Source organism: uncultured Ramlibacter sp., from assembly GCF_936925435.1.
In the GTDB taxonomy this organism is placed as follows: Bacteria; Pseudomonadota; Gammaproteobacteria; order Burkholderiales; family Burkholderiaceae_C; genus Ramlibacter.
Window position 1 is genome coordinate 49,174 of sequence record NZ_CAKZHQ010000044.1, and the last position, 26,043, is coordinate 75,216.

The 26,043-nt window shown below is 68.9% G+C and carries 28 protein-coding genes; 14 read left to right on the top strand and 14 right to left on the bottom strand.

The window, feature by feature from the left end:
- Position 1: 1 nt before the first annotated feature.
- The 8 genes from Q0632_RS16915 to prpR are packed head-to-tail and all read right to left on the bottom strand — an operon-like array spanning position 2 to position 7,162.
- Positions 2-1,411 (bottom strand): HAMP domain-containing sensor histidine kinase, encoded by a 1,410-nt coding sequence (locus tag Q0632_RS16915; RefSeq protein ID WP_298932348.1) that lies wholly within the window; start codon positions 1,409-1,411, stop codon positions 2-4.
- Positions 1,404-2,579, bottom strand: a complete 1,176-nt coding sequence (locus Q0632_RS16920) for a SpoIIE family protein phosphatase (protein WP_298932351.1) — start codon at positions 2,577-2,579, stop codon at positions 1,404-1,406. The genes Q0632_RS16915 and Q0632_RS16920 overlap by 8 nt, the downstream gene beginning before the upstream one ends.
- A 13-nt stretch (positions 2,580-2,592) precedes the next feature.
- A complete protein-coding gene (locus Q0632_RS16925; RefSeq protein ID WP_298932353.1) occupies positions 2,593-3,468 on the bottom strand; it encodes a patatin-like phospholipase family protein in 876 nt (291 codons plus the stop codon).
- Between the two features lie 20 nt (positions 3,469-3,488).
- Positions 3,489-3,827, bottom strand: a complete 339-nt coding sequence (locus Q0632_RS16930; RefSeq protein WP_298932355.1) for an STAS domain-containing protein — start codon at positions 3,825-3,827, stop codon at positions 3,489-3,491.
- A 29-nt stretch (positions 3,828-3,856) separates the two neighbouring features.
- Positions 3,857-4,282 carry an ATP-binding protein gene (locus tag Q0632_RS16935; RefSeq protein WP_298932357.1) on the bottom strand — a complete coding sequence of 142 codons (426 nt, stop codon included), beginning with the start codon at positions 4,280-4,282 and terminating at the stop codon, positions 3,857-3,859.
- Complete coding sequence (locus tag Q0632_RS16940; protein ID WP_298932359.1) at positions 4,279-4,731, bottom strand: response regulator; 453 nt, start codon at positions 4,729-4,731, stop codon at positions 4,279-4,281. Before Q0632_RS16940 ends, Q0632_RS16935 begins: the two co-directional genes overlap by 4 nt.
- Before the next feature lie 26 nt (positions 4,732-4,757).
- On the bottom strand, positions 4,758-5,258 hold the full coding sequence (locus tag Q0632_RS16945) for a hypothetical protein (protein WP_298932360.1): 501 nt from the start codon (positions 5,256-5,258) through the stop codon (positions 4,758-4,760).
- Positions 5,255-7,162, bottom strand: a complete 1,908-nt coding sequence (gene prpR, locus Q0632_RS16950; protein ID WP_298932362.1) for a propionate catabolism operon regulatory protein PrpR — start codon at positions 7,160-7,162, stop codon at positions 5,255-5,257. The genes Q0632_RS16945 and prpR overlap by 4 nt, the downstream gene beginning before the upstream one ends.
- Positions 7,163-7,303: 141 nt before the next feature.
- On the opposite strand from prpR, the gene Q0632_RS16955 reads away from it, so the two are divergent.
- The 7 genes from Q0632_RS16955 (at position 7,304) to Q0632_RS16985 (ending at position 15,327) form a co-directional block, all read left to right on the top strand.
- A complete protein-coding gene (locus Q0632_RS16955) occupies positions 7,304-8,512 on the top strand; it encodes a CoA transferase (protein ID WP_298932364.1) in 1,209 nt (402 codons plus the stop codon).
- On the top strand, positions 8,509-9,417 hold the full coding sequence (locus Q0632_RS16960; RefSeq protein WP_298932366.1) for a hydroxymethylglutaryl-CoA lyase: 909 nt from the start codon (positions 8,509-8,511) through the stop codon (positions 9,415-9,417). Before Q0632_RS16955 ends, Q0632_RS16960 begins: the two co-directional genes overlap by 4 nt.
- 25 nt (positions 9,418-9,442) lie before the next feature.
- Positions 9,443-10,438 (top strand): tripartite tricarboxylate transporter substrate binding protein, encoded by a 996-nt coding sequence (locus Q0632_RS16965; protein ID WP_298932368.1) that lies wholly within the window; start codon positions 9,443-9,445, stop codon positions 10,436-10,438.
- 130 nt (positions 10,439-10,568) lie between these two features.
- Positions 10,569-11,513 carry a TraB/GumN family protein gene (locus Q0632_RS16970; protein ID WP_298932369.1) on the top strand — a complete coding sequence of 315 codons (945 nt, stop codon included), beginning with the start codon at positions 10,569-10,571 and terminating at the stop codon, positions 11,511-11,513.
- Positions 11,514-11,579: 66 nt separating this feature from the next.
- On the top strand, positions 11,580-13,739 hold the full coding sequence (locus tag Q0632_RS16975) for a TonB-dependent siderophore receptor (protein WP_298932373.1): 2,160 nt from the start codon (positions 11,580-11,582) through the stop codon (positions 13,737-13,739).
- Between the two features lie 67 nt (positions 13,740-13,806).
- Complete coding sequence (locus Q0632_RS16980; RefSeq protein ID WP_298932375.1) at positions 13,807-14,715, top strand: LOG family protein; 909 nt, start codon at positions 13,807-13,809, stop codon at positions 14,713-14,715.
- A 36-nt stretch (positions 14,716-14,751) separates the two neighbouring features.
- Positions 14,752-15,327 (top strand): YbhB/YbcL family Raf kinase inhibitor-like protein, encoded by a 576-nt coding sequence (locus Q0632_RS16985; RefSeq protein ID WP_298932378.1) that lies wholly within the window; start codon positions 14,752-14,754, stop codon positions 15,325-15,327.
- A gap of 1 nt (position 15,328) precedes the next feature.
- Here the strand turns inward: Q0632_RS16985 and Q0632_RS16990 are convergent, their stop codons facing one another.
- Complete coding sequence (locus Q0632_RS16990) at positions 15,329-15,547, bottom strand: hypothetical protein (protein ID WP_298932380.1); 219 nt, start codon at positions 15,545-15,547, stop codon at positions 15,329-15,331.
- Positions 15,548-15,707: 160 nt separating this feature from the next.
- Positions 15,708-16,214 carry a hypothetical protein gene (locus Q0632_RS16995; protein ID WP_298932382.1) on the bottom strand — a complete coding sequence of 169 codons (507 nt, stop codon included), beginning with the start codon at positions 16,212-16,214 and terminating at the stop codon, positions 15,708-15,710.
- 127 nt (positions 16,215-16,341) lie between these two features.
- Here Q0632_RS16995 and Q0632_RS17000 point away from each other — a divergent pair, with 127 nt between their 5' ends.
- Positions 16,342-17,088: a glutathione S-transferase gene (locus tag Q0632_RS17000; protein WP_298932384.1), complete on the top strand. Its 747-nt coding sequence runs from the start codon at positions 16,342-16,344 to the stop codon at positions 17,086-17,088.
- A gap of 144 nt (positions 17,089-17,232) precedes the next feature.
- Here Q0632_RS17000 and Q0632_RS17005 read toward each other — a convergent pair whose 3' ends face one another.
- The 4 genes from Q0632_RS17005 to Q0632_RS17020 all read right to left on the bottom strand — a co-directional run bounded on the left by Q0632_RS17005 (position 17,233) and on the right by Q0632_RS17020 (position 20,665).
- Positions 17,233-19,515, bottom strand: a complete 2,283-nt coding sequence (locus tag Q0632_RS17005; protein ID WP_298932386.1) for an ATP-dependent DNA helicase — start codon at positions 19,513-19,515, stop codon at positions 17,233-17,235.
- 73 nt (positions 19,516-19,588) lie between these two features.
- Positions 19,589-19,834, bottom strand: a complete 246-nt coding sequence (locus Q0632_RS17010; protein ID WP_298932388.1) for a DUF6139 family protein — start codon at positions 19,832-19,834, stop codon at positions 19,589-19,591.
- A gap of 132 nt (positions 19,835-19,966) precedes the next feature.
- Positions 19,967-20,137, bottom strand: a complete 171-nt coding sequence (locus Q0632_RS17015; protein WP_298932390.1) for a hypothetical protein — start codon at positions 20,135-20,137, stop codon at positions 19,967-19,969.
- Between the two features lie 54 nt (positions 20,138-20,191).
- A complete protein-coding gene (locus tag Q0632_RS17020) occupies positions 20,192-20,665 on the bottom strand; it encodes a hypothetical protein (RefSeq protein WP_298932392.1) in 474 nt (157 codons plus the stop codon).
- A gap of 106 nt (positions 20,666-20,771) precedes the next feature.
- Between Q0632_RS17020 and Q0632_RS17025 the strand changes: the two genes are divergently transcribed.
- From Q0632_RS17025 to Q0632_RS17050, 6 genes are all read left to right on the top strand, one after another.
- Positions 20,772-21,578: an exodeoxyribonuclease III gene (locus Q0632_RS17025; protein ID WP_298932394.1), complete on the top strand. Its 807-nt coding sequence runs from the start codon at positions 20,772-20,774 to the stop codon at positions 21,576-21,578.
- An 85-nt stretch (positions 21,579-21,663) separates the two neighbouring features.
- Positions 21,664-23,697 (top strand): prolyl oligopeptidase family serine peptidase, encoded by a 2,034-nt coding sequence (locus tag Q0632_RS17030; RefSeq protein ID WP_298932396.1) that lies wholly within the window; start codon positions 21,664-21,666, stop codon positions 23,695-23,697.
- A 106-nt stretch (positions 23,698-23,803) separates the two neighbouring features.
- Positions 23,804-24,835, top strand: coding sequence for a response regulator (locus Q0632_RS17035; RefSeq protein WP_298932398.1), 1,032 nt, complete (start codon positions 23,804-23,806; stop codon positions 24,833-24,835).
- Between the two features lie 116 nt (positions 24,836-24,951).
- Positions 24,952-25,212, top strand: coding sequence for a hypothetical protein (locus Q0632_RS17040; RefSeq protein WP_298932400.1), 261 nt, complete (start codon positions 24,952-24,954; stop codon positions 25,210-25,212).
- A gap of 18 nt (positions 25,213-25,230) precedes the next feature.
- Positions 25,231-25,434 carry a hypothetical protein gene (locus Q0632_RS17045; RefSeq protein ID WP_298932402.1) on the top strand — a complete coding sequence of 68 codons (204 nt, stop codon included), beginning with the start codon at positions 25,231-25,233 and terminating at the stop codon, positions 25,432-25,434.
- Positions 25,435-25,526: 92 nt separating this feature from the next.
- Positions 25,527-25,982, top strand: coding sequence for a CHRD domain-containing protein (locus Q0632_RS17050; RefSeq protein ID WP_298932404.1), 456 nt, complete (start codon positions 25,527-25,529; stop codon positions 25,980-25,982).
- The last annotated feature ends 61 nt before the right edge of the window (positions 25,983-26,043 follow it).

Sequence of the window (26,043 nt, forward strand, 5' to 3'; positions counted from 1 at the left end):
TTCATGCTGCGGCCTGCGTTGCAGGGACCGGTGCCAGGGGCAGGACAGCGGTGAAGACCGTGCCGGCGCCGGAGGTGCTCTCTACACTGAGGCTGCCGCCCAGCATTTCGCAGTAGCGCTTGGACAGGGTCAGGCCCAGGGCCGCGCCGCCGTGCTTGCGCGTGCTGGAGCCATCTGCCTGGGTGAAGGGCTGGAACAGCCGCGCGAGGTGCTCGGCGCTCATGCCGATGCCGGTGTCGGCGACGCGAAAACGCAGGCTCCTGCCATCGGCCGACGCCTGCACGTCCAGTTGCACCCGGCCGCCTTCGGTGAACTTCAGGCCGTTGCCCAGCAAATTGAGCAGGATCTGCCGCAGCTTGGCCGGATCGGTGACCATGCGGCCCACCTGGGGCGCGCATTCGATCTCCAATGTGTTGCGGTTCTTGCGCGCCAGGCCCGCCAGGCCGACGGCGGTTTCCTGTGCCAGCGTCGGCACGTCGATTTCCTCCAGGCTGACGCCGGTCTTGCCCGCTTCCAGCCGCGCCAGTTCGAGCACCTCGTTGACCAGGGCCAGCAGGTGCTGGCCCGAGGCCCTGATCTTGCCCAGGTCGGCCTGCCGGGTGGCGGTGTCGGTGTCCGGCTCCTCGATCAGCATTTCCGAGTAGCCGATCACGGCGTTGAGCGGGGTCTTGAGTTCATGGCTCATATTGGCCAGGAACTGTGACTTGGCGACGCTTGCCGCTTCCGCCTGCTCCTTGGCGAAGGCGAGCTGACGCGAGCGCTCCTGCAACTGCTGGATGGAGTCGCGCGCCAACCGCACCGCGGCAGCGGAGCGTTCGCGCAGTCTTTCGGCATTGAGTCCGCTCATGAGGAGGTACAGGGACGACAGGTACAGAAGCAAGGTAAGTGCCAGCGCCTGGCCCCAATCGACCGTCACGCCGTCGGCCGTGGCCTGGTAAACCAGCATCACGACGTAGAACAGCGGCGCCAGGTGGGCGAACAGGGCGGCGCGGCGAAAGCTCACAAAAGCCTGGTCGGCGACCCGCAACGCGAGCAGGAAAAACAGCCAGCTGCTGTAGCCGCCGGACACATAGACGGCACCGGTCCAGAAAACCAGGTCGATGGTCAGGAAGAGCAGGCCCAGGTCGAAGGCCTTGACCCGGTCGAACCATTGCACCAGGACCCGCCACGAGACCAGGCAATAGAGTTCGACGAGCAACGCATAGGTGGCCATGGGCTTCCAGGCTGTCTCGTGCAGGATCAGGAGGTTGTGGCCCACCATCACAATGATCATCAGCTGGAAGCCGATGAACCGCACCTTGGGGAAGGTGACAACGTTCATGTGGCGCCGGCGGCCCGCCCGCTGGCGGGTCGCCTCCTGCGGATCGGCCAGAATCTGTTGGTCCAGCGTCAACCGGTCCTTGCTAGCCATGGCGCACCGCCAGCAGGGAGATGTCGTCAAAGCGCGGACCGTCGCCGACATGGCTGGCCAGCGCCGCCTCGATGCTGTCCAGGAGTGCCCCCACGCTGGCGTCAGGCTCGGCCCCGAGCAGCGCCAGCAGGCGGTCCTCGCCGAACATCTGCGCATCCTGGTCTCTTGCGTCTGTCACGCCGTCGGTGAATGCCAGCAGCAGCGCGCCGGGCGCCAACACGGTGGATTCGGCCCGGAAGAGCAGCCCGGCCTGCAGGCCGACCGCCGGCCCGGTCGGCGCCAGCCGGCGCGGCGCTGGCGACCCGGGGTCCAGCACCACGGGCGGGTCGTGGCCGGCATTGACGTACTGCAGCTCGCCGGTCGCGGGTGACAGCACGGCGAAGAACACGGTGGCGAACATGTTCGCCTTGCTGTGCGTCTGGGCAATGTAGTCGTTGATGCTGGCCAGGGTGTGCACCACGACCGTGCGGGGGTCGGGATCGCTGAACTCCTGGCGCGCAAGCACGCGCAGCAGGCTGCGAAACAGGGCCATGAACAGCGCCGCGCCCACGCCTTTGTCGCAGACATCCGCCATCACCAGGCCCAGCCGGCCGTCGGGCAGCGCGAAGGCGTCATAGAAGTCGCCGGCGACCTGGCGCGCGGGCTGGAAGCGCGCCGACAGGTCCCAGCCGTCGACCGAGGGCAGGGTGTCCGGCAGGAAGCTGCGCTGGATGTCGCGCCCGATGGCCAGTTCGCGCTCCAGGCTCTTGGCGTAGACCTGCTCGCGGTCGCGCAGGCGCTTCTTGGCCAGGGCCGAATCGACACGGGCCCGCAGGATCGCCGGATTGAACGGCTTGGGCAGGTGGTCCTCGGCGCCCATGTCGATGCAGCGGGCAATGCTCTCCGCATCGTCGATGGCCGTGATCATGATGACGGGGATGTGGCGCAGCGCCGGGTCGGCCTTCAGGCGCTCCAGCAGGTCATAGCCGTTCATCACGGGCATCATGATGTCCAGCAGGATCAGGTCGAAGGCCTGGGCCGCGATGGCTTCGAGCGCCTGCTGGCCATCTTGCGCCAGCTCCACCAGGAAGCCCTGGCGCTGCAGCCGGCGCGACAGCAGGTCGCGGTTCATCTCGTTGTCGTCGACCACCAGCAGGCGGTGCTGCGGCCCATCGGACAGGACGCTCATCTGCCCGCCCACTTCACGCAGCCTGCGCCACGGCGCGGTCTTCCAGCAGCCTGTGCAGGTAGGGCATCTGGGCCTCGGCGGCTCGGGCGCCTTCCTCGATCACGTAGGGGATCAGGTGCGTGTCGAACAGGCGCACCGGCCGGTCGAAGTCCGGCATGATGGGGATGATCTCGGTGTGGTGGGCCAGGTTGTTGAAGGCGAAGTTCGCGCGCAACAGGTTGTTGGTGTAGACGCTGGTCACGTGGAAGGCGTAGCGCGAAGCCGAGCGGATCTGCGACGGATAGGGGCTCTCGAAGCCCATGGTCAGGATGATGTCCGCGCCCTCCTGCATCGCGACGGCCACCGGCATCGGGTCGGAGACGCAGCCGTCCAGCAGGCGCCGGCCGCCGATCTCGACGGGCTTCCAGACGTAGGGGATGGCGGTGCTGGCCCGGATGGATTGCGCAATGCTGCCTTCCTTGAGAACGACCCGCTCACCGTTCATCAGGTCGGTGGCCACGATGTACAGCGGCAGCCTGGTGTCGGCGAAGCTGACGCCGCTGAAGGCGCGCTCCAGCGCCTTCTTGATCGGCCGGTCGTCGAGCATTGCAAAGCCGCCGTCGAAGCCGAACAATTTGGGCATGAAGGCCCCCAGCAAACCCTTCCAGTTGGTCTTGCTGCTGATCTCCGGCGTCCAGAGTTTCTGGGTCAGGGCGGTGCTTTCGTCGACAGTGTGGCCGATCGCCATGCTGGCCGCATAAATGCTGCCGCCGCTGGCGCCGACCACCATGTCCAGTTCGATGCCCTCGCGCTGCAGGACCCGCCACAGCCCGAGCGCGGCGGCGCATTTGACGCTGCCGGCCCCGATCACCAGCGCCACACGTTTTTTCTTGCCTGTCTTGTTGTTCATGGCGGATCCTGGAACAGCGCTCAGGCGCTGTAGCTGGCGACGGCGCCATCGACGTCATCGAAGACCTTGAGGATGCTGGTGAAGCCGCTGAGCTCCAGGATCTTCAGGACCGGCGCATGGACGGCCGCCAGGCGCAGATCGCCGCCGCTGCTGCGGGTGTCGCGCACCACCGCGAGCAGGGCGCGCAGCCCGGCGCTGCTGGTGTAGCCCACGCCGGACAGGTCGCCGACCAGGTACACATGGCCTTCGCCCACATGGGCCTGCAGTTGCGCCAGCAGCGCTTCGGCCGTCAGGCCGTCGACATTGCCGACGATGCGCACGACCGTGGCCGGTGCGCGGTGCTCCACATGAATTTCCATCGTTGACCCCCTGCCCTTGACAACAAGATTCAGTGCGCCCGCAGGCGCTTGACCATCTGCAGCCGGTTGCCGCCGCCCGCGACCTGCTCGTGCCGGACTTCATCCATCATCTGGCGGATCAGGTGCCAGCCCAGGCCGCCTTCACGCCGCTGCTCCCAGTCGCCCGTCAGGTCCGGCGGTGGCGCGTCCGCCGGTTTGAAAACAGGCGCGCGGTCCTCGATCAGCAGCACGACCTGGGCGTCATCGCAGCGAACGTCCAGCAAGATCGGCCCCGGCTCCGTGCCGCGGTAGGCATGGTTGATGATGTTGCTGCAGGCTTCCTCGCCCGCCAGCCGCACGGCAAAAGCTGCTTCATCGTCCAGCCCGGCTTCCTTGCAGGTGGCCTCCAGGAAGGCCAGCAGCGTCCCCAGGCTGGCCGGAACGGCCAGGCAACTGGTTTGCCGGCAAAGGCTCAACGCCTGTCCGCCCGCCCGAGACACTGCTCGATCTTTTCCAGGAGGCGCGCAAGCTCAATCGGTTTGGTGTCGAAATCGTCGCAACCCGCGTCCACCGCGCGCTGCCTGTCGCCCGACATGGCGTGTGCCGTCAGCGCGATGATCGGAATCTTGCATGTCGCTTCGCCGGCCTTGAGCCGGCGCGTGGCTTCCCAGCCGTCGATCACCGGCAGGCTCATGTCCATGAGGACCAGGTCGGGGCTGCGTTCCTGGGCTGCCGCCAGGCCTTCGGCGCCGTCGGTCGCGATGAGGATGTCGTAGCCGCGCCGCTGCAAGCGCCGCGACAGCATGTCGCGGTTCATCTCGTTGTCTTCGACGATCAGAAGAGTGGGCACGGTGGGTCGGCGTACGCGGTCGCAGCAATGTACCTTCGATGCCAGGAAGTTGCAATCGCGCGCAGCGAGCGCCATCCACTGGCATCCGTACCCATCACAAATCACCCCAGGGCGATCTGGCGCCGCCAGGGCAGGCGCGGGTCCGCCTCGTAGTCCGCCACCACCCAGGTGCGCGCCGGGTGGTCGGCCACGTCGGCCAGAAAGTCGCGGATGACGCGGGCCGATGCCGCGTCCAGGGCGGCAAAGGGCTGGTCCAGGCAGGTCAGCCTGGCGCCACTGGCCAGCAGTCCCACCAGGGCGACCTTGCGCCTGCTGCCGGTCGACAGCATGAACAGCTGCTTGGCCAGATGGGGTTGCAGGCCCAGCGCCTCGACCAGTTGCGCCAGCAGCTGCGTGTCCCACAGCGGGCAGGTCTGGCGCAGGCCGTCCCAGACCTGCTGCGCCGCCAGTGCGTCCTGGCCGGGCAGGGCGAGGTCCAGCCAGAGGGAGGAGGGCGCTGCCTGTTCGGCGAGCCGGCGCAGCAAGCGGGTCTTGCCCGCGCCTTCATCGCCGGTGACGGCGACCAGACCGGGCGGCAGGGGCAGGGCATGGTCAGCTGTCATGCGCCGTCCCCTTCGCGCATGCGCCGCCACAGGGTGGAGCGGCTGATGCCCAGGCGCCTGGCGGCTTCGGCACGATTGCCCTGGCAGGCCGCCAGCACCTGGGCCAGCTGCTGCGGCGAGCTGGCCTGGCTAGCGGCCGCGGCGCCCAGGTCGGCAAACAACTCGGGGCAGTCCGACGCCAGTTCCTCGTAGGCCTGTCCCGTCAGCCGTGGCAGCGCGCCGAAGACCACGGCGATGCGCTCGCAGACGTTCTCCAGTTCGCGCACATTGCCCGGCCAGGCATAGGCGCGCAGGCGCACGGCCAGGGGCGCCAGCAGCTCCTGCGCCGCAATCGGGCTGCCCTGGTCGTGCAGGCCACGCTCGACAAAGGCCAGGGCCAGGGCCTGGACGTCGGCGTCACGCTCGCGCAGCGCGGGCAGATGCAGGCGCAGGATATTGAGCCGGTAGTAAAGGTCGGCCCGGAAGCGCTTGCTGGCCACGAGTTCGGCCAGCGGCTGGTTGGTGGCGGCGATCACCCGCACATCCACCGGCACGGGCACGACGCCGCCGACCCGCACCACCTCGCGTTCCTGCAGCACGCGCAGCAGCCGGGTCTGCAGCAACACCGGCATGTCGCCGATCTCGTCCAGGAACAGGGTGCCGGTGTGGGCTGCCTCCAGCAGGCCGACTTTGCCGCCCTTGCGCGCGCCGCTGAAGGCGCCTTCCTCATGGCCGAACAGCTCGCTTTCCAGCAGGCTTTCGGGCACGGCGGCGCAGTTGATCGCCAGAAAGGGCTGGCCGCGCCGCCGGCCAGCGTTGTGGATGGCCTGGGCAAACAGCTCCTTGCCGGTGCCGCTCTCGCCGGTGACCAGCACGGTCTTGTCGGTGCCGGCGAAGCGCCGGGCGCTGGCGCTGGCGCGCTGGAAAGCCGGACTCTCGCCCAGCAGCTGGTCGAAGTGCCAGCGCGCGTCCGGGTGCTGGCGGCTCTTGCGCTGCGAGCGCAGCGCCGTGTCGGCTTCCTGGATGGTGGTGGCGTCGTACAGGGTGAGCATGGCGCCGACCACCTCGCCGCGTTCGCGCATCAGGGTGCGGTTGGCCAGCCATTCACGCCGGTTGATCTGGCAGACCTGCTGGCGCTCCTCGGCCCCGCTGGCCAGGGTGGCGGCCAGCGAGAGTTCGGGATGCAGCTCACTGAGGCGCCGGCCCAGCAGCGTGCGGCGCACCTGTCCCAGCACCCGCTCCATCGGCGAGTTCATGGCGATCACCACGCCCTGGGTGTCCACCGCCAGCACCGCCTCCTGCAGGTTGTGCAGCACGCCATTGAGCTGGTCGTAGCGGGCGGCGTCACGCTGCGCGGCCTGGGCCAGGTCCAGCGCGTCCTGCAAGCCCTGGCGCACCGAGGCCGTCGAATAGGCCAGGATGCCGAGCAGGCCGGCCTGCTCGGCCAGCTCCACGATGATGCTCGAGCCGATGAAGACGCGGTGGCCGTCGGCCACCAGGGCCTGGAAGGCCTGGCGCGCGTCGTCCAGCGTGCGGTAGGCGCGCTGGGCGATCTCGATGTCCAGCAAGCCCTTGACCGCGTCGAGTTCGGCGATGGTGTCGCCGTAGGTGACGATGGCCACGCGGCGCGCGACCTGGCGCGCATTGCGCAGCGCCACCAGGATGTCGTAACCCGTCACCTTGATGGTGGCCACCGGGGCACGCAGTGCGCCCTTGAGCAGGGCGGCGTTGGAGCCGGCGCTGACGAAGGCATCGACGGCGTTGTCCTGCTCGCGCGCGCGCGCATGGGCCACGGCCTGGTCGAAGGTGCGGTCGACGAACTCGATCTCGGCCTCGGCCTCGAATTCGGCCGCCACCGCCATGGCCAGGCGCGTCAGGTGGGAATAGCTCAGGAAACACAGGCGGGCTTTGCGGAGGGAGTTCATGGGCGTGTCAGATTCGTGTTTCATGCGTTTCATGAAACGTTTATGAATTCTGATCCAGCCTGGGTTCGCCGACAAGTCATTGATTCATAAGGGTTTCCCTAGGCCGTTGCTGTGGCATGGGGCTTGCAATCCGCCCCTGCAATGAAACCCCTGCACGGCAAACTCGTCCTCGATCTCACCCACATGCTGTCCGGCCCCTACGGGACCATGCTGCTGGCCGACCTGGGCGCGCGCACGGTCAAAGTCGAGCCGCCCGGCCGCGGCGAGGGCACGCGCGAGTTGCTGGCGCGCGACCCCGACAACTCGCGCGAAGGCATGGGCGCGTACTTCCTGACCCTCAACCGCGGCAAGGAAAGCGTCTGCCTGGATCTCAAGAGCGAGGCCGGGCGCGCCGTGTTCTACGACCTGGTCCGGCAGGCCGATGTGGTCTTCGACAACTTCGGCGCCGGCGTCACCCAGCGCCTGCAGATCGACCACGCCACGCTCTCGCGCATCAACCCGCGCATCGTCACCTGCTCGGTCACGGGCTTTGGCGAGACCGGCCCCGACATCAATCGCCCGGCCTTCGACCAGGTCGTGCAGGCCATGGGCGGCGGCATGAGCATCACCGGCATGGCCGACGGCCCGCCCACGCGCGCCGGCATCCCCATCGGCGACCTGGGCGGCGGCCTGTTCGGCGCCATCGGCGTGCTGGCGGCGCTGGCGGCGCGGGAGAGCACAGGGCAGGGCCAGCATGTCGATGTCTCCATGCTGGACGCCCAGGTCTCGATGCTCAATTACATGGCGACCATGCACCTGATGTCGGGCCAGATGCCGCAGCGCATCGGCAACGGCCACTTCGTCCATGTGCCCTACAACACCTACGCCACGCGCGACGGTTTCATCATCGTGGCCTGCATCGGCGATGCCTTCTACGAGCGCCTGCTCGAGGTGGTCGACCATCCCGAGCTGCGCAAACCCGCCTACCGCCAGCAGCCGGCCCGCCTGGCCGCCAAGACCCGCATCGACGCCGTGCTCAACGGGCTGTTCATCCAGCAGGACGCTGCCCACTGGCTGGAGCGGCTGCGCGCCGCGCGAGTGCCCTGCGGCCCGGTCAACGACTTCGCCCAGGCCCTGGCCGACCCCCAGGTGCTGGCCCGCAACATGGTGGTGGATGTGCCGCTGGCCGGCGGTGGCAGCGTGCGCATGCCGGGCAACCCGGTCAAGCTCTCGGGCATGACGGCGCAGGACGAAACCAGCTTTTCCCCGCCGCCGCCCCTGGGCTGGGACACCGAGAGCGTGCTGCAGGAACTGCTGGCCTACCCGCCGGAGCGGATCGCCCAGCTGCGGGCCAGCGGAGCCGTGGCATGAGCCAGGCCATCGTCATCACCGACGTGTCGCCGCGTGACGGGCTGCAGAACCAGGCCGTCCACTTGTCGACGCAGGCCAAGCTGGAACTGGTGCGCCTGCTGCAGGCCGCCGGCGTCGCCAGCGTGGAGGTGGCCAGCTTTGTCTCGCCGCGTGCCGTGCCGCAGATGGCCGATGCCGCCGCCGTGCTGGCCGGCCTGGCCGCGGTGGCGCCGGGCCTGCGCAGCTCGGTGCTCACGCCCAACCTCAAGGGTCTGGAGCGCGCCATCGAGGCGGGCGCGCGCGAGATCGCGGTCGTGCTGTCGGCAACCGAGACCATGAACCAGCGCAACATCAACATGGACCTGGCGACGGCAACGGCCGTCTCCGAGGAGACGCTGCGCGCCGCGCTCGCCGCCGGCATCGCCACCCGCGCCTACATCGCCGTGGCGGTGGAGTGCCCCTTCGAAGGCCTGGTGGCGCCGGCCACCGTGGTCGCCCTGGCCGAGCGCATGCTCGCGGCCGGCGCCAGCGAAATCGTTTTCGCCGACACCATCGGCGCAGCTTCGCCTGCGCAGCTGCGGGCCCTGCTGCAGGCGGCCGCGCCCAGCATCCCACTGGAGCGCACCGCCGTGCATTTGCACGACACGCGCGGCTTCGGCGTGGCCAACGCCTGGGCCGCGCTGGAGGCCGGCGTGCGCCGTTTCGACGCCAGCGCCGGCGGCATCGGCGGCTGCCCCTTCGCGCCCGGCGCGGCCGGCAACCTGGCGACCGAGGACCTGGTCCTGCTGGCCCGGCAAAGCGGCCTGGACACCGGCATCAGCCTCGAAGGCCTGGACGCCGCCGTGGCGTTTGCCGAGCAGCAACTGGGCCGGCCGCTGGGCGGCCGCAGCCTGGCCTGGCACAGGCGCAAGCGCAAGCCACAATGATCCACAACGACAACAGGAGACAAGCATGACCCACCTCTCAATGCGCCGCCGCTGGCTTGGCGCCACCGTGCTGGCGCTTGGCGCCTTCGCCCTGGGCGCGCTGCCGGCCGCCGCCCAGACCGCCTGGCCCGCCAAGCCGATCCGCCTGGTCGTGCCGTTCACGCCCGGCGGTGTCACCGACACCAGTGCCCGCGTGGTCGCCGACTTCCTGGGCCGCCGCCTGGGCCAGCAGGTCATCGTCGACAACAAGCCCGGCGCCTCGGGCAACATCGGCATGGTGCTGGTCAAGGACGCGGCGCCCGACGGCTACACCCTGGCCCTGGCTTTTGACGGCACCATGGTCATCAACCCCCACGTCTTCGCCAAGGTGCCCTTCGACACGCTCAAGGACTACACCGCCATCGGCAAGATCGGCAACGCCACCCTGGTGCTGGTGGCCCATCCCGAGGCGTCGGTCAAGACGGTGGCCGAGCTGATCAGCGTGTCCAAGGCCACGGCCGGCGGCCTGTCCTTTGGCACCTCCGGCACCGGCGGCACGCCCCATATCGCCGGCGAGCTGCTGAAGATGCGCACCGGGGCCAACCTGGTCCATGTGCCCTACAAGGGCGGCGGCCAGGCCTTGACCGACGTGGTGGGCGGCAGCATTCCCCTGGTCTACACCGCGGTGGCCGGCGCCCATGGCTTCGTCAAGAACGGCAAGGTCCGCGCTCTGGCCGTGTCCAGCGCGACCCGATCCTCCGCGCTGCCGGATGTGCCGACCTTCGCCGAGGCCGGCGTGCCCGACTTCGTGGTCGATTCCTGGGTCGGCCTGCTGGCCCCGGCCGGCCTGCCGCCGGCCATCGCCACCCGCCTGACTACCGAGCTCAATGCGGTGCTGGCCGACCCCGAGGCGCGCGAGAAGCTGCGCACCCTGGGTATCGAGGCCACGCCGGGCACGGCTGCGCAATTCCACGGCGAGATGGCGCGCGATCTGGCGCGCTACGGCCCGGTGGTCAAGGCAGCCGGCATCAAGATCGAATAAGGAGACAGGTGAGAGGACGCTGAGTTTTCAAGTAAATCGGCCTCCAATCCCCGAAAAATAAGCCCGTCTTGCTATCAAGTTGGTAGCGCCGCCAGGGCGCTAAACTGCCTGGACACCAGGAGGGCAAGGGATGCAAGAGCTGTACGCAAGAGTGCTGCTGGTGCTGATCGCCTGGGGCTGGGCCTTTGCCGCTGCAGCCCAGGCGGCGTGCCCGCCGGCGCCGCAACCGCTGTCGCCGCAGCTGTTCCAGCAGGCCGCGGCGCAGGCCAGGGACCGCGGCCTGCTGTGGTCCGTCAGCAAGGACGGCCGCAACTCCTGGCTCTATGGCACGCTGCACCTGGGCCGCGCCGAATGGATGGCGCCAGGCCCCGGCGTGCGTCAGGCACTGCAGGCCGCCGACCTCGTCGCCCTGGAGATCGACCTGCTCGATGAAGGCGTGCAGCGCGCGTTTGCCGCCAGCCAGGCCGCGCAGCAGGGGCGCAGCCTCAGCCCGCGAACGGCCCAGCGCCTGCAGGCCGCATGGAAAGCCGCTTGCCTGCCTGCGGCCGACCTGGCACGCGGCGCACCCGAACTGCATGTGCTCGGTCTGATGGCCGGGGCGGGCGAGGCTGAGGGCTTCAGCCCGGTCTATGGCTCGGAAATCCTGCTGTCGCTGCTGGCCAAGGGCCTGGGCAAGCCGGTGGTCTCGCTGGAAACCGTGCCCCAGCAACTGCAGGCCTTGCTGGCCCGGGACGCCGCCGAGGCCGAAGGCTTCGTCACCGACTCCCTGGACGACCTGGAGAAGGGCAGGCTGGTCGGTGTGCTGCGCAAGACCGCCGACGTCTGGGAGCGCGGCGACATCGGGCAGCTGGAGGCCTACACCAGTTGGTGCGAGTGCGCCGACACCGCGGCCGAGCGCGCGCTGATGCGCCGCGTGCTGGACGATCGCAATCCCGGCCTGGCCGCCGGCATCGACGCCCTGCATGCCCAGGGCAAGAGCGTCTTTGCCGCCGTCGGTGCGATGCACATGGTGGGGCAGGGCGGGTTGGTGGAGTCGCTGCGCAAGAAGGGCTATGAGATCCGGCGAATGCATTGAATGGCTCATCAAATGCGAGCTAGAATAAGAATTGTTCGTATTCGCAACAATTCATTCCGGCTCCAAATGCACACATTAGCGTCTAAATACCCCCGTTTCGCCCCCAACCCGCTGGCCCTGCTGGTGCGCCAATGCTTTGGCGCCGGCCTGGCTCTGGCTGCGGCGAGCGTCGTGGCGCAGACGGCGCCCGCCAGCCAGACCCTGCAACAGGTGATCGTGACCGACCAGGCCGAAGCCATCGGCGGCTTGCAAAAGACCTATTCGGGCGGCCAGTTCGCCCGCGGCGGCAGCCTCGGCCTGCTGGGCAACATCGACCTGATGAACATTCCCTTCAGCACGACCAACTACACCTCGGAGCTGATCAAGAACCAGCAGGCCCTGAGCGTGGCCGACGTGGTGATGAACGATGCCTCCGTGCGCACGCTGACCTCGCGCGGCGGCTTCGGCGACGACTTCCAGATCCGCGGCTTCCAGGTGGGCAACGGCGACATCGCCATGAACGGCCTGCTGGGCCTGGCACCCACCACCCGCATCCCGCTGGAAATGATCGAGCGGGTGGAAGTGCTCAAGGGCCCGGGCGCGCTGGCCAACGGCGTGGGACCCAACGGCAGCATCGGCGGCAGCATCAACGTGGTGACCAAACGGGCCTCCGACATCCCGCTGACGCAGCTGACCACCACCTACATGGGCAAGAGCCAGTTCGGCGCCCAGCTGGATGTGGGCCGCCGCTTTGGCGAGGACAACAAATGGGGGGTGCGCGTCAACGGCCTGGTGCGCGGTGGCGAAGGCAACATCGATGGCGGCAAGCAGAATCTGAGTCTGGGTTCGCTGGGCCTGGACTACGCCGGCGCCCGCACGCGCTTTTCGCTGGACGCGCTGGCCACCGGCGGCGAGACGAAGGAGTTCCGTCCGCAGACCAGCTTTGCCGGCCCGGGTGTCCCCGCCGCGCCCTCGGCCCGCCTGAACTTCTATCCCGGCACCAAGCTGGAAGACAACGTCAAGACGCTGATGTCGCGCCTGGAGCATGACCTCAACGACAGCACCACGGTCTACGGCAGCGTCGGCTACACCGCCCTGGACTACCAGCAGATCTTCCCCAGCGGCCGTCCCAATACCGCCGGCAACTTCAACGTGTCCAACGCCTACTACGACCAGGAGACGGACAGCGCGTCGGCCGACATCGGCCTGCGCACCCGTTTCAGCACGGGCAGCGTGCGCCACACCCTGGCCTTGGGCGCGAACCACCTGAACCAGGAAACGGCTTACTTCTACGCGACCTCGCCAACCAGCAACCCCTCCAGCCTCTACAACCCGTCGCAGCTGCCCGTCATCACGGCCCTGCGCGGCAACCCGGGCAAGAGCGCGGTGGTCAAGCAGTCCAGCTTCGCCGTGGCCGACACCATGGCGTTCATGGACGACAGCTTCCTGCTGACCCTGGGCCTGCGCGACCAGACCCTGGCGCAGGACAACTTCAACCCGGCCACGGGCGCCGGCACGGGCAGCTACAAGTCCAGCGCCGTCACCCCGCTGGCCGGCCTGGTGTTCAAGCCGCAGAAGAACATCTCGGTGTACACCAACTACACCTCCGGCCTGACGCGCGGCGGCACGGCCGGCGTCACCACGGCCAATGCCGGCCAGACCTTCGCACCGCAGAAGTCCGAGCAGAACGAGGTGGGCGTGAAGGTGGACTGGGGCAAGCTGACCACCCAGGCCGCGCTCTACCAGATCAAGCGGCCCAACGCCATGACCGATCCGCTGACCAACGTCTACAGCTTCGGTGGCGAGCAGACCAACCGCGGCCTGGAACTGACGGCCTACGGCGAAGTCCAGCGCGGCCTGCGCCTGATGGCCAGCGCCGCCTTCAACGACGCCAAGCTCACGCGCACCGCCGGCGGCGTGAACCAGGGCAACGATGCGGCCGGCGTGCCCAAGTCCACCTTCAACCTTGGCCTGGACTGGGACACGCCCTGGGCCCAGGGCCTGAGCCTGAACGGCCGCGTGATCAACACCTCGTCGGTGTATGCCGACGCTGCCAACCGGATGGAAGTGGACGGTTGGACGCGCCTGGACATCGGCGCACGCTACGCCACCAGGCTGTCGGGCAAGCCGCTGACCTTGCGCGCCAACCTCGAGAACGTGACCGGCAAGGACTACTGGGTGGTCAGCAACTACGTGACCGTGGGCGCGCCGCGAACCCTGATGCTGTCGGCAACCGTCGACTTCTGAGCATTTTCAGCTTGGCCTGGCAGGCCGGTTTGCGGTAGCTTCGGTTCACCACCTACTGGAGTTCCGGATGAATGTGCGCAAACTGCTGGGGGCCGCCGCGGCGGCCTGTGTTTTGGCCGCGTGCCAGGGCCTGCCTGCGCCCGCCGCAGGCGCGGGGCCGCGGGTGGACCAGAGCTTTTATTGCACCGTGGCGCCCGCTGTTCCCAATGCGTCTTACGTCGGTCCCTATGCCGGGGTCGAGAACGTCATCGCGCCGCTGGATGCCGCACGCGACGTCCATTGCGCCGACAGCTTCAAGGCCGGCAAGTACCCGCGCGGCTTCGTCACCATCTTCGGCAGCTCGCGCATCGCCAAGGACAACCGCGCCTGCGATGCCGCCGGCAAGTGCGATCAGACCCTGCGTGAGAACGACCACATCTATGCCGCGGTCCGCGAGTTCGCGTTTGCCTGGACGGCAAAGCATGGCCGCAGCTTTCCCATCCTGACCGGCGCCGGCCCGGGCCTGATGGAGGCGGGCAACGAGGGGGCCAAAGCCGCCGGCGGACCGAGCCTGGGCTACACCACCTACTACGACAGGCCGGCCGACCCCGCCCAGGCCACGGCCAGCAAGCCGTATGGCGGGGACGCGGCCAAGGCTTTCAACGCCTACGTCTCGGACGGACTGATCTTCACCAGCGTGGCGCAGCGCGAGGCCGCCATGGTCCGCCATTCGGCGGCGATCGTGGTCACGCCCGGCGGTACCGGCACCGAGTGGGAGATCTACCAGGTGATCGAGACCATCAAGAGCCGGCAGCAGGCGGCCGTGCCGGTGTACTTCCTGGGCGAGCGCGCCAGAGACTGGAAGTCGCTGGACGAGCGGCTCAAGGACCTTGTCGCCCGCCGCGTGGTGCGTGCCGATGAACTGGCCTTCCTGCGCTTTGCCGCCACACCCGCCGAACTGCTGGAGCGCCTGGCCAAAGACCTGGCTCTGCCCTGATGCATCCACAACAATGACCAACCCAGGAGACATGCCATGCGTTTGTTGATGACCACCGCCACAGCGGCCTTGCTTGCCGGCCTGCTGGGGGCCTGCGCCACCCAGGCGCCGGCCTTGCCGGGCACGCCCTTCACCCTGAGCTCGTCGAGCTTTGCCGATGGCGGGGTGCTGGAGAAGCGCCACGCCGGCAACCTCAAGGAGAACCCGAACTGCGTGGGCGACAACGTCTCGCCGCCGCTGGCCTGGAGCAATGTGCCCGCCGGCACCAAGAGCCTGGCCATGGTGGTCTACGACCCGGACGGTCGCAGCGGCCTGGGCGTGGTGCACTGGGTGGCGTACAGCATCTCGCCTACGCTGGGCGGCTTTGCCGAGAACGAGGTGGCCGTGCCCAGCACCAAGTACGTGGGCGGCAAGAGCACGCAGAACCTGGGCAACTACATGGGCCCGTGCCCGCCGGCCGGCACCGGCTGGCACCACTACAACTACACCTTGATCGCCACCGACCTGGAGCCCGGCGCCTTGCCGCCGGGGCTGACGCGCGACGAGCTGTTTGCCAGGCTGGCCGGGCGCGCCAAGGGATCGGCCACGCTCATCGGTCGCTACGGGCGCTGAGCTAGGGCAGCTGCGGCAGCGGCTCCTGTCCGTCGATGCCCAGGGCCTTCAGGGCCGAATCGATGGCACCGACCTCCAGGCGGTTGTCCAGCGTGACGACGGCATCGCCGGCGAGTTTGCAATGGCCGCCGTGCGTGGTCCAAAGTGAGGCGCGCACCAGCAGCAACACACGGATGATCTTGGCATCCGTCTCGAGTCGGGTGATGAGTGAATCCGGCATGCGCCCACTGTGCCGCGGCGCACGCGCCTTGTCTGTCGGCCCGGGTTGAGGCCGGCCATGGAGAACTGCCTACAGCGTGTTTCGCAAACTGAATTGCTACTGAATAAGTAGCATCTTCGGTCCATTCCATGCGGCTTGCGGGCCGATATGGTTCAGGTTCTCAGGGGCCGTAGCCACCGGTATTGGGATCCACCTTGGCCCCGCGGCTGGCCTCGGCGGCGCGCTGCAAGCGCCGCTGTTCGGCCTGGGCCGGGTCGCGCGGCGGCCGGGGTTGGCCGGCGACCTGCGGCGGGCGGTCCGGGCGGCCGTCGGCGTTTTGCTCCGGCCGGGGCGGCGCCGGTGGCCTGCCATCACGCGGCCTGGGGCCATCGGGACGGCCATGGCCGTGGTCGCGATCGCGGTCGGTTCTGACGTGGCCGCGTGGGACGGGGACCGGGTAGGGGACGGCGTAGGGCAGGGCCAAGGGCGCGCTGTAGCCGTAACCGTAACCTGGGTTGTAGCCATAGCCGTAACCGTAGGCCGGCACGGGGGCACCATAGACCGGCGCCGCATCGACGGCGTAGGGCGCGCTGGCATAGCCGCCATACGGCGCGTTGTAGGCGGAAGGGGGATAGGCCACACAGCCGGACAGGCCGGCCAACGCCATCGCTGCGAAGACTGCTTTCACATTGTTTCCTTGTGCCCGGCCAGACAGCGCCGGGGATGGCGCTATTGGACAACGCCCGCGTTGACCTCGGGTGTCCAGCGGGTAAAGGTGCGGCCTTGCGTGCTACAAAACAGCCAGGAGAAACCCCATGCGCAAGCCTTACCAGCTCCACTACTGGCCCAGCATCCAGGGCCGCGGCGAATTCATCCGGCTGGCGCTGGAGGCCGCTGGCGCACCCTACGTCGACGTGGCGCGCGGGCCGGAAGACGCAGGCCAGGGCATGCCCGCCCTCACGCACTACCTGCAGGACGCATCCGTCGCGCGTCCGCCCTTTGCCTGCCCGCTTCTGGTGGACGGCACGCTGGTGCTGGGCCAGACCGCCGCCATCCTGCTTTACCTGGGACCGCGCCTGGGCCTGGTGGCCGCCGGCGAGGCCGACCGCCTGTGGACGCACCAGATCCAGCTGACGATCGCCGACTTCGTGACCGAGGTGCACGACAGCCACCATCCGATCGGCAGCGGCCTGTACTACGAGGAGCAGCGCGCCGCCGCCAAACGCCGCGCGGCGGACTTCCGTAGGCACCGTCTGCCGAAATTCCTGGCCTGGTTCGAGGCTGTGCTGGAACGCAATCCCAAAAACAAGGGGCGTGCTGCGCCGCACTTGGTGGGCGTCAAGCTGTCGTACGCGGACCTGTCGCTGTTCCAGCTGGTCGAGGGTCTGCGCTACGCCTTTCCCAAGGCTTCAGAGCGCGCCTTCAAGCAGACGCCGCGCGTGCTGGCCCTGCATGCCGGCGTGCGCCAGCACAAGCGCCTGGCCGCCTACCTGGCCAGCGAGCGCCGCATCCCTTTCAACCAGCAGGGCATCTTCAGGCGCTACCCGGCGCTGGACGGCTGAGCGCTGTTGCGGACAAGGTGGTCGGGGTCGTGGCCCTAAACCCGCCTGCAAGGCGCGGGCGGCTCGGCCTTGGCCCACGCATTTTTGTTGCATGGACAGGGTTTGCTTCTGTTTTGGTAGCTAACCAGGCTTATTCAGCGCGGTCTAGAGGCCTGTTTGCATCGTATTTGCGGGCTGCAGGCCCCACCAGGCAGGCAGCAGCCGCTGCACCTCGCTGCGGCCGAAACGGTCATCGATGAGGTAGACGATGCCCTTGTCCTCGCGGGTGCGGATGACGCGGCCGGCGGCCTGCACCACCTTCTGGATGCCGGGGAAGAGGTAGGTGTAGTCGTAGCCTGCGCCGAAAGCCTGGGCCATGCGCTCCTTCATCTGCTCGTTCACGGCGTTGACCTGGGGCAGGCCCAGGGTGGCGATGAAGGCGCCCACCAGGCGGTCGCCCGGCAGGTCGATGCCCTCGGCAAAACTGCCGCCCAGCACCGCGAAGCCGATCCCCCGACCGCCGGCCTCGAAGCGCGCCAGAAAGGCCTGGCGCTCGGGCTCGGCCATGCGGCGCGACTGCTCCCACATCGGCACATCGGGATGCTGCTGGGCAAACAGGCTGCTGACCATCTGCAGGTAGTCGAAGCTGCTGAAAAAGGCCAGGTAGTTGCCCGGCTGCAGTGCGTACTGGCGGGCAATCAGGTCGGCAATCGGCTGGGCCGAGCGTTGCCTGTCGTTGAACCGTGTCGAGATGCTGCGCACCAGCTGCACCGACAGCTGCCGGGCGTCGAAGGGCGAGGCCACATCGATGGTGGCCGTGCTCTCGGGCAGGCCCAGAGTGTCGCGGTAAAAATCCACCGGGCTCAAGGTGGCCGAGAACAGCGTGGCCGATTGCGCGGCGGCAAAGCGCGGCGCCAGAAAGGGCGCGGGGATGAGGTTGCGGATGCACAGGATGCTGGCCGGCTTGCCGCGGCCGTCCTGCTCCAGCGTGGTGTCGAACAGTGAATGGCTGCCGAAGGCCTCGGCCAGGCGCATGAACTGCGCGATGTCGAAGAAGAACTGCTGCAGCGCCGGTGCCGGCTCGGCCGGCGCCTCGGCCAGCCAGTCGGCGATTGCGGCGCCGGCCTGCTGCAAGGCCAGCAGCAGGCTGTCGGGAATCTCGCCGTGGGTCAGGTAGGGCTGGTCCTGGTCCTTGAGCAATGCATTCCAGGCGCGGTTCAATTTATCCAGCGGCTTTTTCAGCGCACCCGGCGCGGTTTGCCGCAGGCCGCGCAGCGCGCCCTGGTGCAACTGCGCCGTGTACATGCCGCGGGCCCGGTCGACCAGGTTGTGGGCCTCGTCCACCAGCAGGCCGGCCTTCCATTCGTTGGCCTGGGCCATGGCATGGAGCATGGCGCTGCTGTCGAACCAGTAGTTGTAGTCGCCCACCACCAGGTCGGCCCAGCGCGCCAGCTCCTGGCCCAGGTAGTAGGGACAGACGCTGTGCTGCAAGGCCGCTTCGCGCAGGGCAGGCCGGTCCATGGGGCCGCAGCGCAGGGCGGCGGCGCGGGCGGCGGGCAGGCGGTCGTAAAAGCCCTGGGCCAGCGGGCAGGAGTCGCCGTGGCAGGCCTTGTCGGGGTGTTCGCAGGCCTTCTCGCGCGCCGTCAGCTCCAGCACGCGCAAGGGCATCTGCGGCGTCGCCGCGACAATGCGCTGCGCTGCGTCGAGCGCCAGCTGGCGGCCCGGTGTCTTGGCCGCCAGGTAGAAGATCTTGTCCAGGCCCTGGCCGGGCATGGCCTTGAGCAGGGGGAACAGCGTGCCCACGGTCTTGCCGATGCCCGTCGGTGCCTGGGCCAGCAGGCAGCGGCCCTTGGCCGCCACCTTGTAGACCGCCTCGGCCAGTTCGCGCTGGCCGGTGCGGAACTGCGCATGCGGGAAGGCCAGGGTGTTGAGCGCCGCGTCGCGCGCCGCGCGGTGGGCCAGCTCCTGCCGCGCCCAGTCCAGGAAGCGGCCGCACAGGCCCTCGAAGAACTCGCGCAGTGCGTCAGCGCTGTGCAGCTCGGTGAACACCGTCTCGTCCTGGCTGCCGATGTCGTAGTACACCAGGGCCAGGTTGATTTCCTGCAGGCCGCGCTCCTGGCACAGCAGCCAGCCGTAAACCCTGGCCTGGGCCCAGTGCAGGGCGCGGTGGTTGGCCGGCTGGCGCTCCAGGGCGCCGCGGTGGGTTTTGATCTCTTCGAGGAGATTGCGGGCGCTGTCGTAGCCGTCGGCGCGGCCGCGCACGCGCAGCTCGCGGTACTCCCCCTGGAGGCTGACTTCGGCCTCGTAGCTGCCGCGGCGGCGCGCGGCCACGGCCAAGTGGCCGGCCATGCCCTCCTGGGCGCTGGGGGAGGGGGTGAACCGCAGGTCCAGGTCCCCTTGCTTGGCCGTGAACTCGCACAGGGCGCGCACGGCGACGACGTACTGCATGCCGCGATAGTAAGGCCCCCACGAGGGGCCTTCGCGCCCAGGGGCGGCCCGTCGGCGCTCAAGGCGGCGCGACTCAGTCCTTGTCTTGCACCTGCTGCTTCAGTCCGGTGATGGCATAGCCTTTTTCGGCGATCTGGGCACCCGCGTCGTCGATGGGGTAGCGCGCCAGATGGTGGGTGTCGACATCGAGGTGAACGCCGCGGGCCTCGCTGACCCAGTCGACGTCGGTGACTTCCTCGGGCAGGCGCTTGCCGGCCGGAACGGCCAGGTACGACAGCTTGTGCTCGGGTTCGGGGCGCCGGTAGATGTCCAGTTGCATGGGTCTTTCCTTGTCAAAGGCCGAAAACGTCCTTCTCTCGCCACGCCGCCGCTGGGGCGGTGCAGGCTGGGGGCGCGGCCCCCATCCTGGGAATTCAGGGCCGCCGCGGGGAGCGAACGGCCGCAGGGGGCATCAGCCGCCCTTGCTGGGGCGCTTGCCCGGGTTCTTCTTGCTGCGCGTGCTGGTGCCGCGCTCCAGGCTGATTTTCTGGCCGCCGCCAGCGCGCTTGACGGCCATGCCGTCGATGACTTTGGGACGGGGGGTGGCCTTGCGGTCGGCTTCGGTAACGATCTTGTTGCCCATGGGGGTACTCCAGTTATTAACCCCCCGATTGTGCCGGAGCCGGAGACCGGGGGTTCAGGGACAGCGTACCGTCTGGCCCTGCTGGGTGCAAAGGCCACCGGGACCGAGCAGGTCGGGACCGGCCCGGTTCAGCCGCGTGCCCCTGCTGTCCCAGCAGCCACCGGCGTCGCAGCTGGTGATGACGGGCGGCGGCTCATAGGCCGGCGCTGTGGGCGCCGCCGCCGGCGGCGGACGCGGCGAGGCCGTGGCGGGGGAGGGCAGGTGCAGCGGCTGCCGCAGGGGACGGATGGCTGGCGCCGCCGCCGAGGCCGGCGCCAGCGGCTGGTCCGCCCCGCCATTGCCCAGGCAGGCGCCGGCGGCCTGCTGGCGCAGGGTCTCGACCTGGCCAGCCTGGCGCGGACTGGCCTGGCGCGCAGCTTCCAGGACGGCCAGGGCCTGGGCGCATTGGGCCGACTTCAGGGGGTCGCTGCCAGCCAGGGCCAGCGAGGCCGGCAGGAGCAGGGCGAGGGCGCGGATGGCAAGTCGCATCCAGGTGGGACATGGCAGGCCGGGCAGAGTTCATCGGCCGCCTCCTACGGCGTAGCGCCGCAGGGCCGGCCATCATGCAGGCAGCACCCAAGGAGGCCCTGAAGACATGAAGCTGGCGACCTACAACGTCAACGGCATCCACAGCCGCCTGCCCAATCTGCTGGCGTGGCTGGAGCGCGAGCAGCCCGACGTGGCCTGCCTGCAGGAGCTCAAGGCGCTGGACGGCGCCTTCCCGCAGGCTGCCTTGCGCGAGGCCGGCTATGAGGCTCTGTGGAAGGGCCAGCGGTCCTGGAACGGCGTGGCCATCCTGGCGCGCGGCGCGCAGCCGGTGCAGATCCGGCGCGAATTGCCGGGCGACCCGGACGACGAGCACAGCCGCTACCTGGAGGCTGCCGTCGACGGCATCGTCGTCGCCTGCCTCTACCTGCCCAACGGCAATCCGCAGCCCGGCCCCAAGTTCGCCTACAAGCTGGGCTGGTTCCGGCGATTGATCGCGCATGCGCAGGGCCTGTTGAAGTCGGGCCACCCGGTGGCGCTGGCCGGCGACTTCAACGTGGTGCCCACCGACTTCGATATCTACAACCCCAAGTCTTGGCGCAAGGACGCGCTCTTGCAGCCCGAGAGCCGGGCCTGCTACCAGGAACTGCTGGGCCAGGGCTGGACAGACGCCATCCGCCATCTGTACCCGGAGGAACCGGCCTTCACCTTCTGGGACTATTTCCGCCAGCACTGGCAGCGCAATGCGGGCCTGCGCATCGACCACCTGCTGCTCAGCCCGGCGCTGCTGCCTTGCCTGCAGGAGGCCGGCGTCGACAGCTGGGTGCGCGGACAGCCCCATGCCAGCGACCATGCGCCGGCCTGGGTGGAACTGGACCTCTCCCTGCTGGCCCCCAAGCCGCGCAAACGCTCCTGATTTCATAGCGGGTGCCGTCCATTGGACGGGGGCTGGAGGCCTGTTCGCCGCTATCATCGCGGCTGAGCAACGAGGAGGGATTTCCATGGCCATCCACCGTCTTGTCCTGGCGCTGGGCGCCGCCACCCTGTTGGCGCTGGCCGGCTGCAGCACCGCTCCCACCCACCCGGCCATCGCGTCGGCCCAGCAGGCCGGCCAGCTGCCGCCGCTGCTGCCGGTGCGACGCTTCGTGGCCAACATCGACCACGAGGGCGGCTTCCTGCTCTCGCCCGACGGCCAGCGCCTGCTGTGGTCGCAGGCCGTGGGCACCGACGTCGGCCTGGCGACGCGGCCGGTGGCCGGCGGCGCCACCACCAGCTTTCCCACCGGTGTTTTCTCGCGGCGCCAGGGCACGGACTACATCTGGCTGGGCGACAGCCGCCATGCAATCTACGGCAAGGACCCGCGCGGCGACGAGAACACCCAGATCCATGCCTTCGACACCCAGGCCGCCTTCGCCCCCTGGGTGGTGACGCCCTGGCCGGGCGCGCGCTCCTACACGGTGGCGCGCGGCGCGCCGGGCACGGCGAAATTCTTCTTTGCCAGCAACCGCCGCGACAAGGCCGCCATGGACTTGTACGAGGCCGATGCCGCCACCCGCGAGGTGCGCGAAGTGGCGCGCAGCGACGGCCGCATCCTGTCCTGGCTGATCGGCAGCAACCACCAGTTGGTGGGCCGCAGCCGCCAGCTCGGCTCGGCCGATGGCTCCGACATCTCGGTGGAACTTCTGCAGCCCGATGGCAGCTGGCGGACGCTGGCCACGGTCAAGGCTTTCGATGCGTACTGGCTCAACCGCATCGACACGGCGGCCGGCAAGGCCTGGGGTTTTTCCAACCTGGGCCGCGACAAGATGGCCCTGGTCGAGGTCGCGCTCGACAGCGGCCGCGAGACCGTGCTGGCGGCCCATCCGGAGGTGGACCTGGACTCGGCCAGCCTGCCGCCTTTGCGCGGCGCGCCGCAGGCCTACACCAGCTACGCCGGCATGCCTGTGGTGCATTGGCTGGACCAGGCGCTGGGTGCCGAGGTGGCGGCCGCCGTCCAGCGCGCCCGTGCGCAAGGCCTGCTGGCGGCCGACCCGGTGAGCGTGCGGCCCTGGAGCACGGCCGAAGACGGCCGGCGCATGGTGCTGGGGGCTCTGGGCGACTTCGATGCGGCCGAACTGCTGTGGGACCGCGCCACGGGTCAGGTCACGCGGCTGGACCCGCGCGACGCCGAGGCCGCCGCCTGGCTGGCCGCCGAGCGCTCCTACAGTTTCCGCGCCTCGGACGGCAGGCCGCTGCACGGCTACATCACCCGGCCGCGCGGCGTCACCGGTCCGGCGCCGCTGGTGGTGGTCATCCACGGTGGTCCCTGGGGGCGCGACCACTGGAATCCCGCCACCTTCAACACCGCGCAACTGCTGGCCAACCGCGGCTATGCGGTGCTCCACATCAACTACCGCAGCTCCTCCGGCTATGGCCGCGAGTTCCTGCTGGCCGGCAATCTCGAGTACTGGGGCCGCATGCAAAAGGACATCGCCGAGGCCGCGCAATGGGCGGTGGACCAGAAAATCGCCGACCCGACGCGCATGGCGGTGCTGGGCGCCAGCTTCGGCGGCTTTTCGGTGATGGCCCAGCTGGCCCAGAAGCAGCAGGACTGGCGCTGCGGCGTCAATGTGGTGGGCGTGGCCAACTGGCCGCGGGTGGTGGAGAACTGGCCGCCGTTCTGGCGCAACCGCCACATGTTCGAGGCCCTGCTGGGCGACGCGAAGGTGCCGGAGCAGCGCGCGCGCATGCTGGCCAATTCGCCGATCTCGCATGTGGATGCGATCACCGCGCCCATGCTGGTGATCCACGGCGCCAACGACATCCGCGTGCTCAGCCAGGACTCCGACGAGGTGGTGGCGCGGCTGCGCCAGCTGGGCCGGCCTGTGGACTACCTGTCCTTCCCCGACGAGGGCCATTCCGTGCGGCGCTGGCGCAACCGGCTGGAGATGTGGCGGCGCATCGACGACACGCTGGCTGCCTGCCTGGGCGGGCGCAGCGCGGGCTGGGACTACTACCAGCTGGTGCCGCGCCAGCTGGGCGCGGCCACCCCTTAACCCCCTTAGGCCAATCCCCTAGGCCAGCCGGCGCTTTTGCCTAAGCCGGCAGGGGTGGCCGGTGGTCTCATGGTACGGCCCGAAATCGGGTTCCAAAGAGACGCACATGAGCAGCCTGCCCAACCCCGCCCCCGACGCCAACGCACCGCGCATCCTCGTGGTGGACGACACGCCGGACAACCTGTTCCTGATGAACGGCCTGTTCGAGGAGCGCTACCACGTGCTGCAGGCGGCCTCCGGCGAAGAGGCCCTGCGCATGGTGATGGGCGGCCAGCTGCCCGACATGGTGCTGTTGGACATCATGATGCCGGGCATGGACGGCTACGAGGTGCTGCGCCGCCTGCGCCAGCACCCGCCGACGGCCCACATTCCGGTGATCTTCCTGAGCGCCCTGGCCAGCCCGCCCGATGCCGCCCTGGGGCTGAACCTGGGCGCCGTTGACTACCTGACCAAACCCATCGATCCGCTGCAGGTGATCCAGCGTGTGGAGCAGCATGTGGCTGCCGCCGTGCAGGAGCGCCGCATGGACGCGCTGTCCGAGCGCCTGTCGCGCCACCTCTCGCCCGACGCCTGGCAAGAGCTGTTTCACGGCGCCGGCCGCGACAGCATCGCCTTCAGCCAGAAAACCCTGAGCGTGCTCTTTGCCGAGTCGGCCACCCTGGCCGGTTGCAGCGAGCGCGAACGCAACGGTTTTGCCACGCAACTGGACACTCTGGCCACCCGCTACCGCGGCACGGTGGACCGCTATGGCTGGGGCGGCACCCTGGTCTTCTTCGAGTCGCCCGAAGCCTGCGTGCGCATGGCCATGGAACTGCAGCGCAGCGCCGTCAGGCTGCGCCTGCGCATGGGCATCCACAGCGGCCATGGCGAGATCGCTTCCTTCGGCATGGACGGCAAACAACACCAGGCCCTGGTGAGCAGCCCGGTGGCCACGCTGGCCGCGCAGGCCGCCGCCCGCGCCGAGCCCGGCTGCACCGTGCTGACGCCGGATGCCTATGCGCTGGTGCAGGTCGATGTCCACGTCGATGCCAACGGCAGCGTGTTGACCGAGGACTTCCAGGACTCGGCCACTGGCACGCTGGCGCCCCTGCCGGCGGCCGCAACGCCAGAGCGCTTCACCGGCCAGCTGCGCAACTAGGGCAGGCCCCAGGCACGCCGCACACGCGGTGGCGGCCCCTTCCTACACCGGCGCTGCTGCGCGCGGCCCTAGCCTTGGCACATCGCCAATCTGCTGGAGCCGCCATGCGCTTTCACATGACCATGCTGTTTGTGGTGTTCGCCGTCGCCATGGCCATGCATGCCATGGCCAGTGCCGCCACACCGCTGACAGCCGAGCAGCTTGCCCAGCGCGACGCTGCCCTGCGCCATGCCGGCGAAGAGTACAACAGCCAGTTGAGCGCCTGCCGCGACAAGGCCAGGCAGGAACCCAGCGCCAGCAGGCGTGACCGCATCACTTGCGAGCGGGCGGCCCGCAAGCAGCTGCGCCAGGACGTGCGCCAGGCCCGTGCCGACTGAAGCGCCAAGGAGACTCCCATGAGCAACACCACCACCAGCATCGGACCCGGCGGCGCGACCGGCGGCAACGAGACCCATAGCAGCGACGGCTGCGGCAACAAGACCATGGGCGAGCTGTCCAGCAAGGTGCCGCCCAGCCGCAAGGACCTGCCCAAGGCCGTTGCCGGCAGCCCTGGCGCGGCGGACAAAGAGGCCGCGAAGACCAGGCCGCCCAAAGGCTGAGCGACCTACAGGCCGCTGTCCTTGCGTCCTACAGACACATTGCCTGCTGCGGGCGAAAGATCGTCCTTTTCCGATAACGAGAAGGATCGCCCATGATCAACCGCCAAACCCTCATTCGCACGACCCTGGCCGCCGGCCTGATCGCTTCGCTGGCTGCCTGCGGCCAGATGCGTCCGCAAAACAAGATCGACATCTACCAGGCCACCCTGAGCAACGCCCAGGAAGTCCCGCCCGCCGCCGGTGGCGGCGGCGGCCAAGCTGAAGTGCAGCTGAACAAGAACAACAACACCATCAAGTGGAAGGTCACCTACAGCGGCCTGACCGGCGCCGTCACGGCCGCCCATATCCATGGTCCCGCACCCGTGGGCCAGAACGCCGGCGTCGTCGTGCCCTTCACCGGCAACATGAACGCCCAGCCCATGGAAGGCGAAGCCACCATCACGCCCGAGCAGGTGACCCAACTGGTCAACGGCCAGTGGTACGTCAACATCCACACCGCCCGCTTCCCCGGCGGCGAGATCCGTGGTCAGCTGAGCGAGCGCCGCTAAGGTTTGCTGTCCTCCCGGGCCTGACCCGGGAGGACAGCGCAGGGGCCAAGCCGGGATGACA

What these genes read in the sequence shown, in the direction of transcription:
- Q0632_RS17030 (WP_298932396.1), top strand. Translation starts at nt 21,664, where the DNA reads ATGGCCATCCACCGTCTTGTCCTGGCGCTGGGCGCCGCCACCCTGTTG.
- Q0632_RS17010 (WP_298932388.1), bottom strand. Translation starts at nt 19,834, where the DNA reads ATGCAACTGGACATCTACCGGCGCCCCGAACCCGAGCACAAGCTGTCG.
- Q0632_RS16975 (WP_298932373.1), top strand. Translation starts at nt 11,580, where the DNA reads ATGCACACATTAGCGTCTAAATACCCCCGTTTCGCCCCCAACCCGCTG.
- Q0632_RS17045 (WP_298932402.1), top strand. Translation starts at nt 25,231, where the DNA reads ATGAGCAACACCACCACCAGCATCGGACCCGGCGGCGCGACCGGCGGC.
- Q0632_RS16920 (WP_298932351.1), bottom strand. Translation starts at nt 2,579, where the DNA reads ATGAGCGTCCTGTCCGATGGGCCGCAGCACCGCCTGCTGGTGGTCGAC.
- Q0632_RS16985 (WP_298932378.1), top strand. Translation starts at nt 14,752, where the DNA reads ATGCGTTTGTTGATGACCACCGCCACAGCGGCCTTGCTTGCCGGCCTG.
- Q0632_RS16980 (WP_298932375.1), top strand. Translation starts at nt 13,807, where the DNA reads ATGAATGTGCGCAAACTGCTGGGGGCCGCCGCGGCGGCCTGTGTTTTG.
- Q0632_RS17025 (WP_298932394.1), top strand. Translation starts at nt 20,772, where the DNA reads ATGAAGCTGGCGACCTACAACGTCAACGGCATCCACAGCCGCCTGCCC.
- Q0632_RS16915 (WP_298932348.1), bottom strand. Translation starts at nt 1,411, where the DNA reads ATGGCTAGCAAGGACCGGTTGACGCTGGACCAACAGATTCTGGCCGAT.
- Q0632_RS16930 (WP_298932355.1), bottom strand. Translation starts at nt 3,827, where the DNA reads ATGGAAATTCATGTGGAGCACCGCGCACCGGCCACGGTCGTGCGCATC.
- Q0632_RS17005 (WP_298932386.1), bottom strand. Translation starts at nt 19,515, where the DNA reads ATGCAGTACGTCGTCGCCGTGCGCGCCCTGTGCGAGTTCACGGCCAAG.
- Q0632_RS17015 (WP_298932390.1), bottom strand. Translation starts at nt 20,137, where the DNA reads ATGGGCAACAAGATCGTTACCGAAGCCGACCGCAAGGCCACCCCCCGT.
- Q0632_RS17040 (WP_298932400.1), top strand. Translation starts at nt 24,952, where the DNA reads ATGACCATGCTGTTTGTGGTGTTCGCCGTCGCCATGGCCATGCATGCC.
- Q0632_RS17050 (WP_298932404.1), top strand. Translation starts at nt 25,527, where the DNA reads ATGATCAACCGCCAAACCCTCATTCGCACGACCCTGGCCGCCGGCCTG.
- prpR (WP_298932362.1), bottom strand. Translation starts at nt 7,162, where the DNA reads ATGAACTCCCTCCGCAAAGCCCGCCTGTGTTTCCTGAGCTATTCCCAC.
- Q0632_RS16925 (WP_298932353.1), bottom strand. Translation starts at nt 3,468, where the DNA reads ATGAACAACAAGACAGGCAAGAAAAAACGTGTGGCGCTGGTGATCGGG.
- Q0632_RS17035 (WP_298932398.1), top strand. Translation starts at nt 23,804, where the DNA reads ATGAGCAGCCTGCCCAACCCCGCCCCCGACGCCAACGCACCGCGCATC.
- Q0632_RS16990 (WP_298932380.1), bottom strand. Translation starts at nt 15,547, where the DNA reads ATGCCGGATTCACTCATCACCCGACTCGAGACGGATGCCAAGATCATC.
- Q0632_RS17000 (WP_298932384.1), top strand. Translation starts at nt 16,342, where the DNA reads ATGCGCAAGCCTTACCAGCTCCACTACTGGCCCAGCATCCAGGGCCGC.
- Q0632_RS16965 (WP_298932368.1), top strand. Translation starts at nt 9,443, where the DNA reads ATGACCCACCTCTCAATGCGCCGCCGCTGGCTTGGCGCCACCGTGCTG.
- Q0632_RS17020 (WP_298932392.1), bottom strand. Translation starts at nt 20,665, where the DNA reads ATGCGACTTGCCATCCGCGCCCTCGCCCTGCTCCTGCCGGCCTCGCTG.
- Q0632_RS16955 (WP_298932364.1), top strand. Translation starts at nt 7,304, where the DNA reads ATGAAACCCCTGCACGGCAAACTCGTCCTCGATCTCACCCACATGCTG.
- Q0632_RS16945 (WP_298932360.1), bottom strand. Translation starts at nt 5,258, where the DNA reads ATGACAGCTGACCATGCCCTGCCCCTGCCGCCCGGTCTGGTCGCCGTC.
- Q0632_RS16940 (WP_298932359.1), bottom strand. Translation starts at nt 4,731, where the DNA reads ATGGCGCTCGCTGCGCGCGATTGCAACTTCCTGGCATCGAAGGTACAT.
- Q0632_RS16960 (WP_298932366.1), top strand. Translation starts at nt 8,509, where the DNA reads ATGAGCCAGGCCATCGTCATCACCGACGTGTCGCCGCGTGACGGGCTG.
- Q0632_RS16970 (WP_298932369.1), top strand. Translation starts at nt 10,569, where the DNA reads ATGCAAGAGCTGTACGCAAGAGTGCTGCTGGTGCTGATCGCCTGGGGC.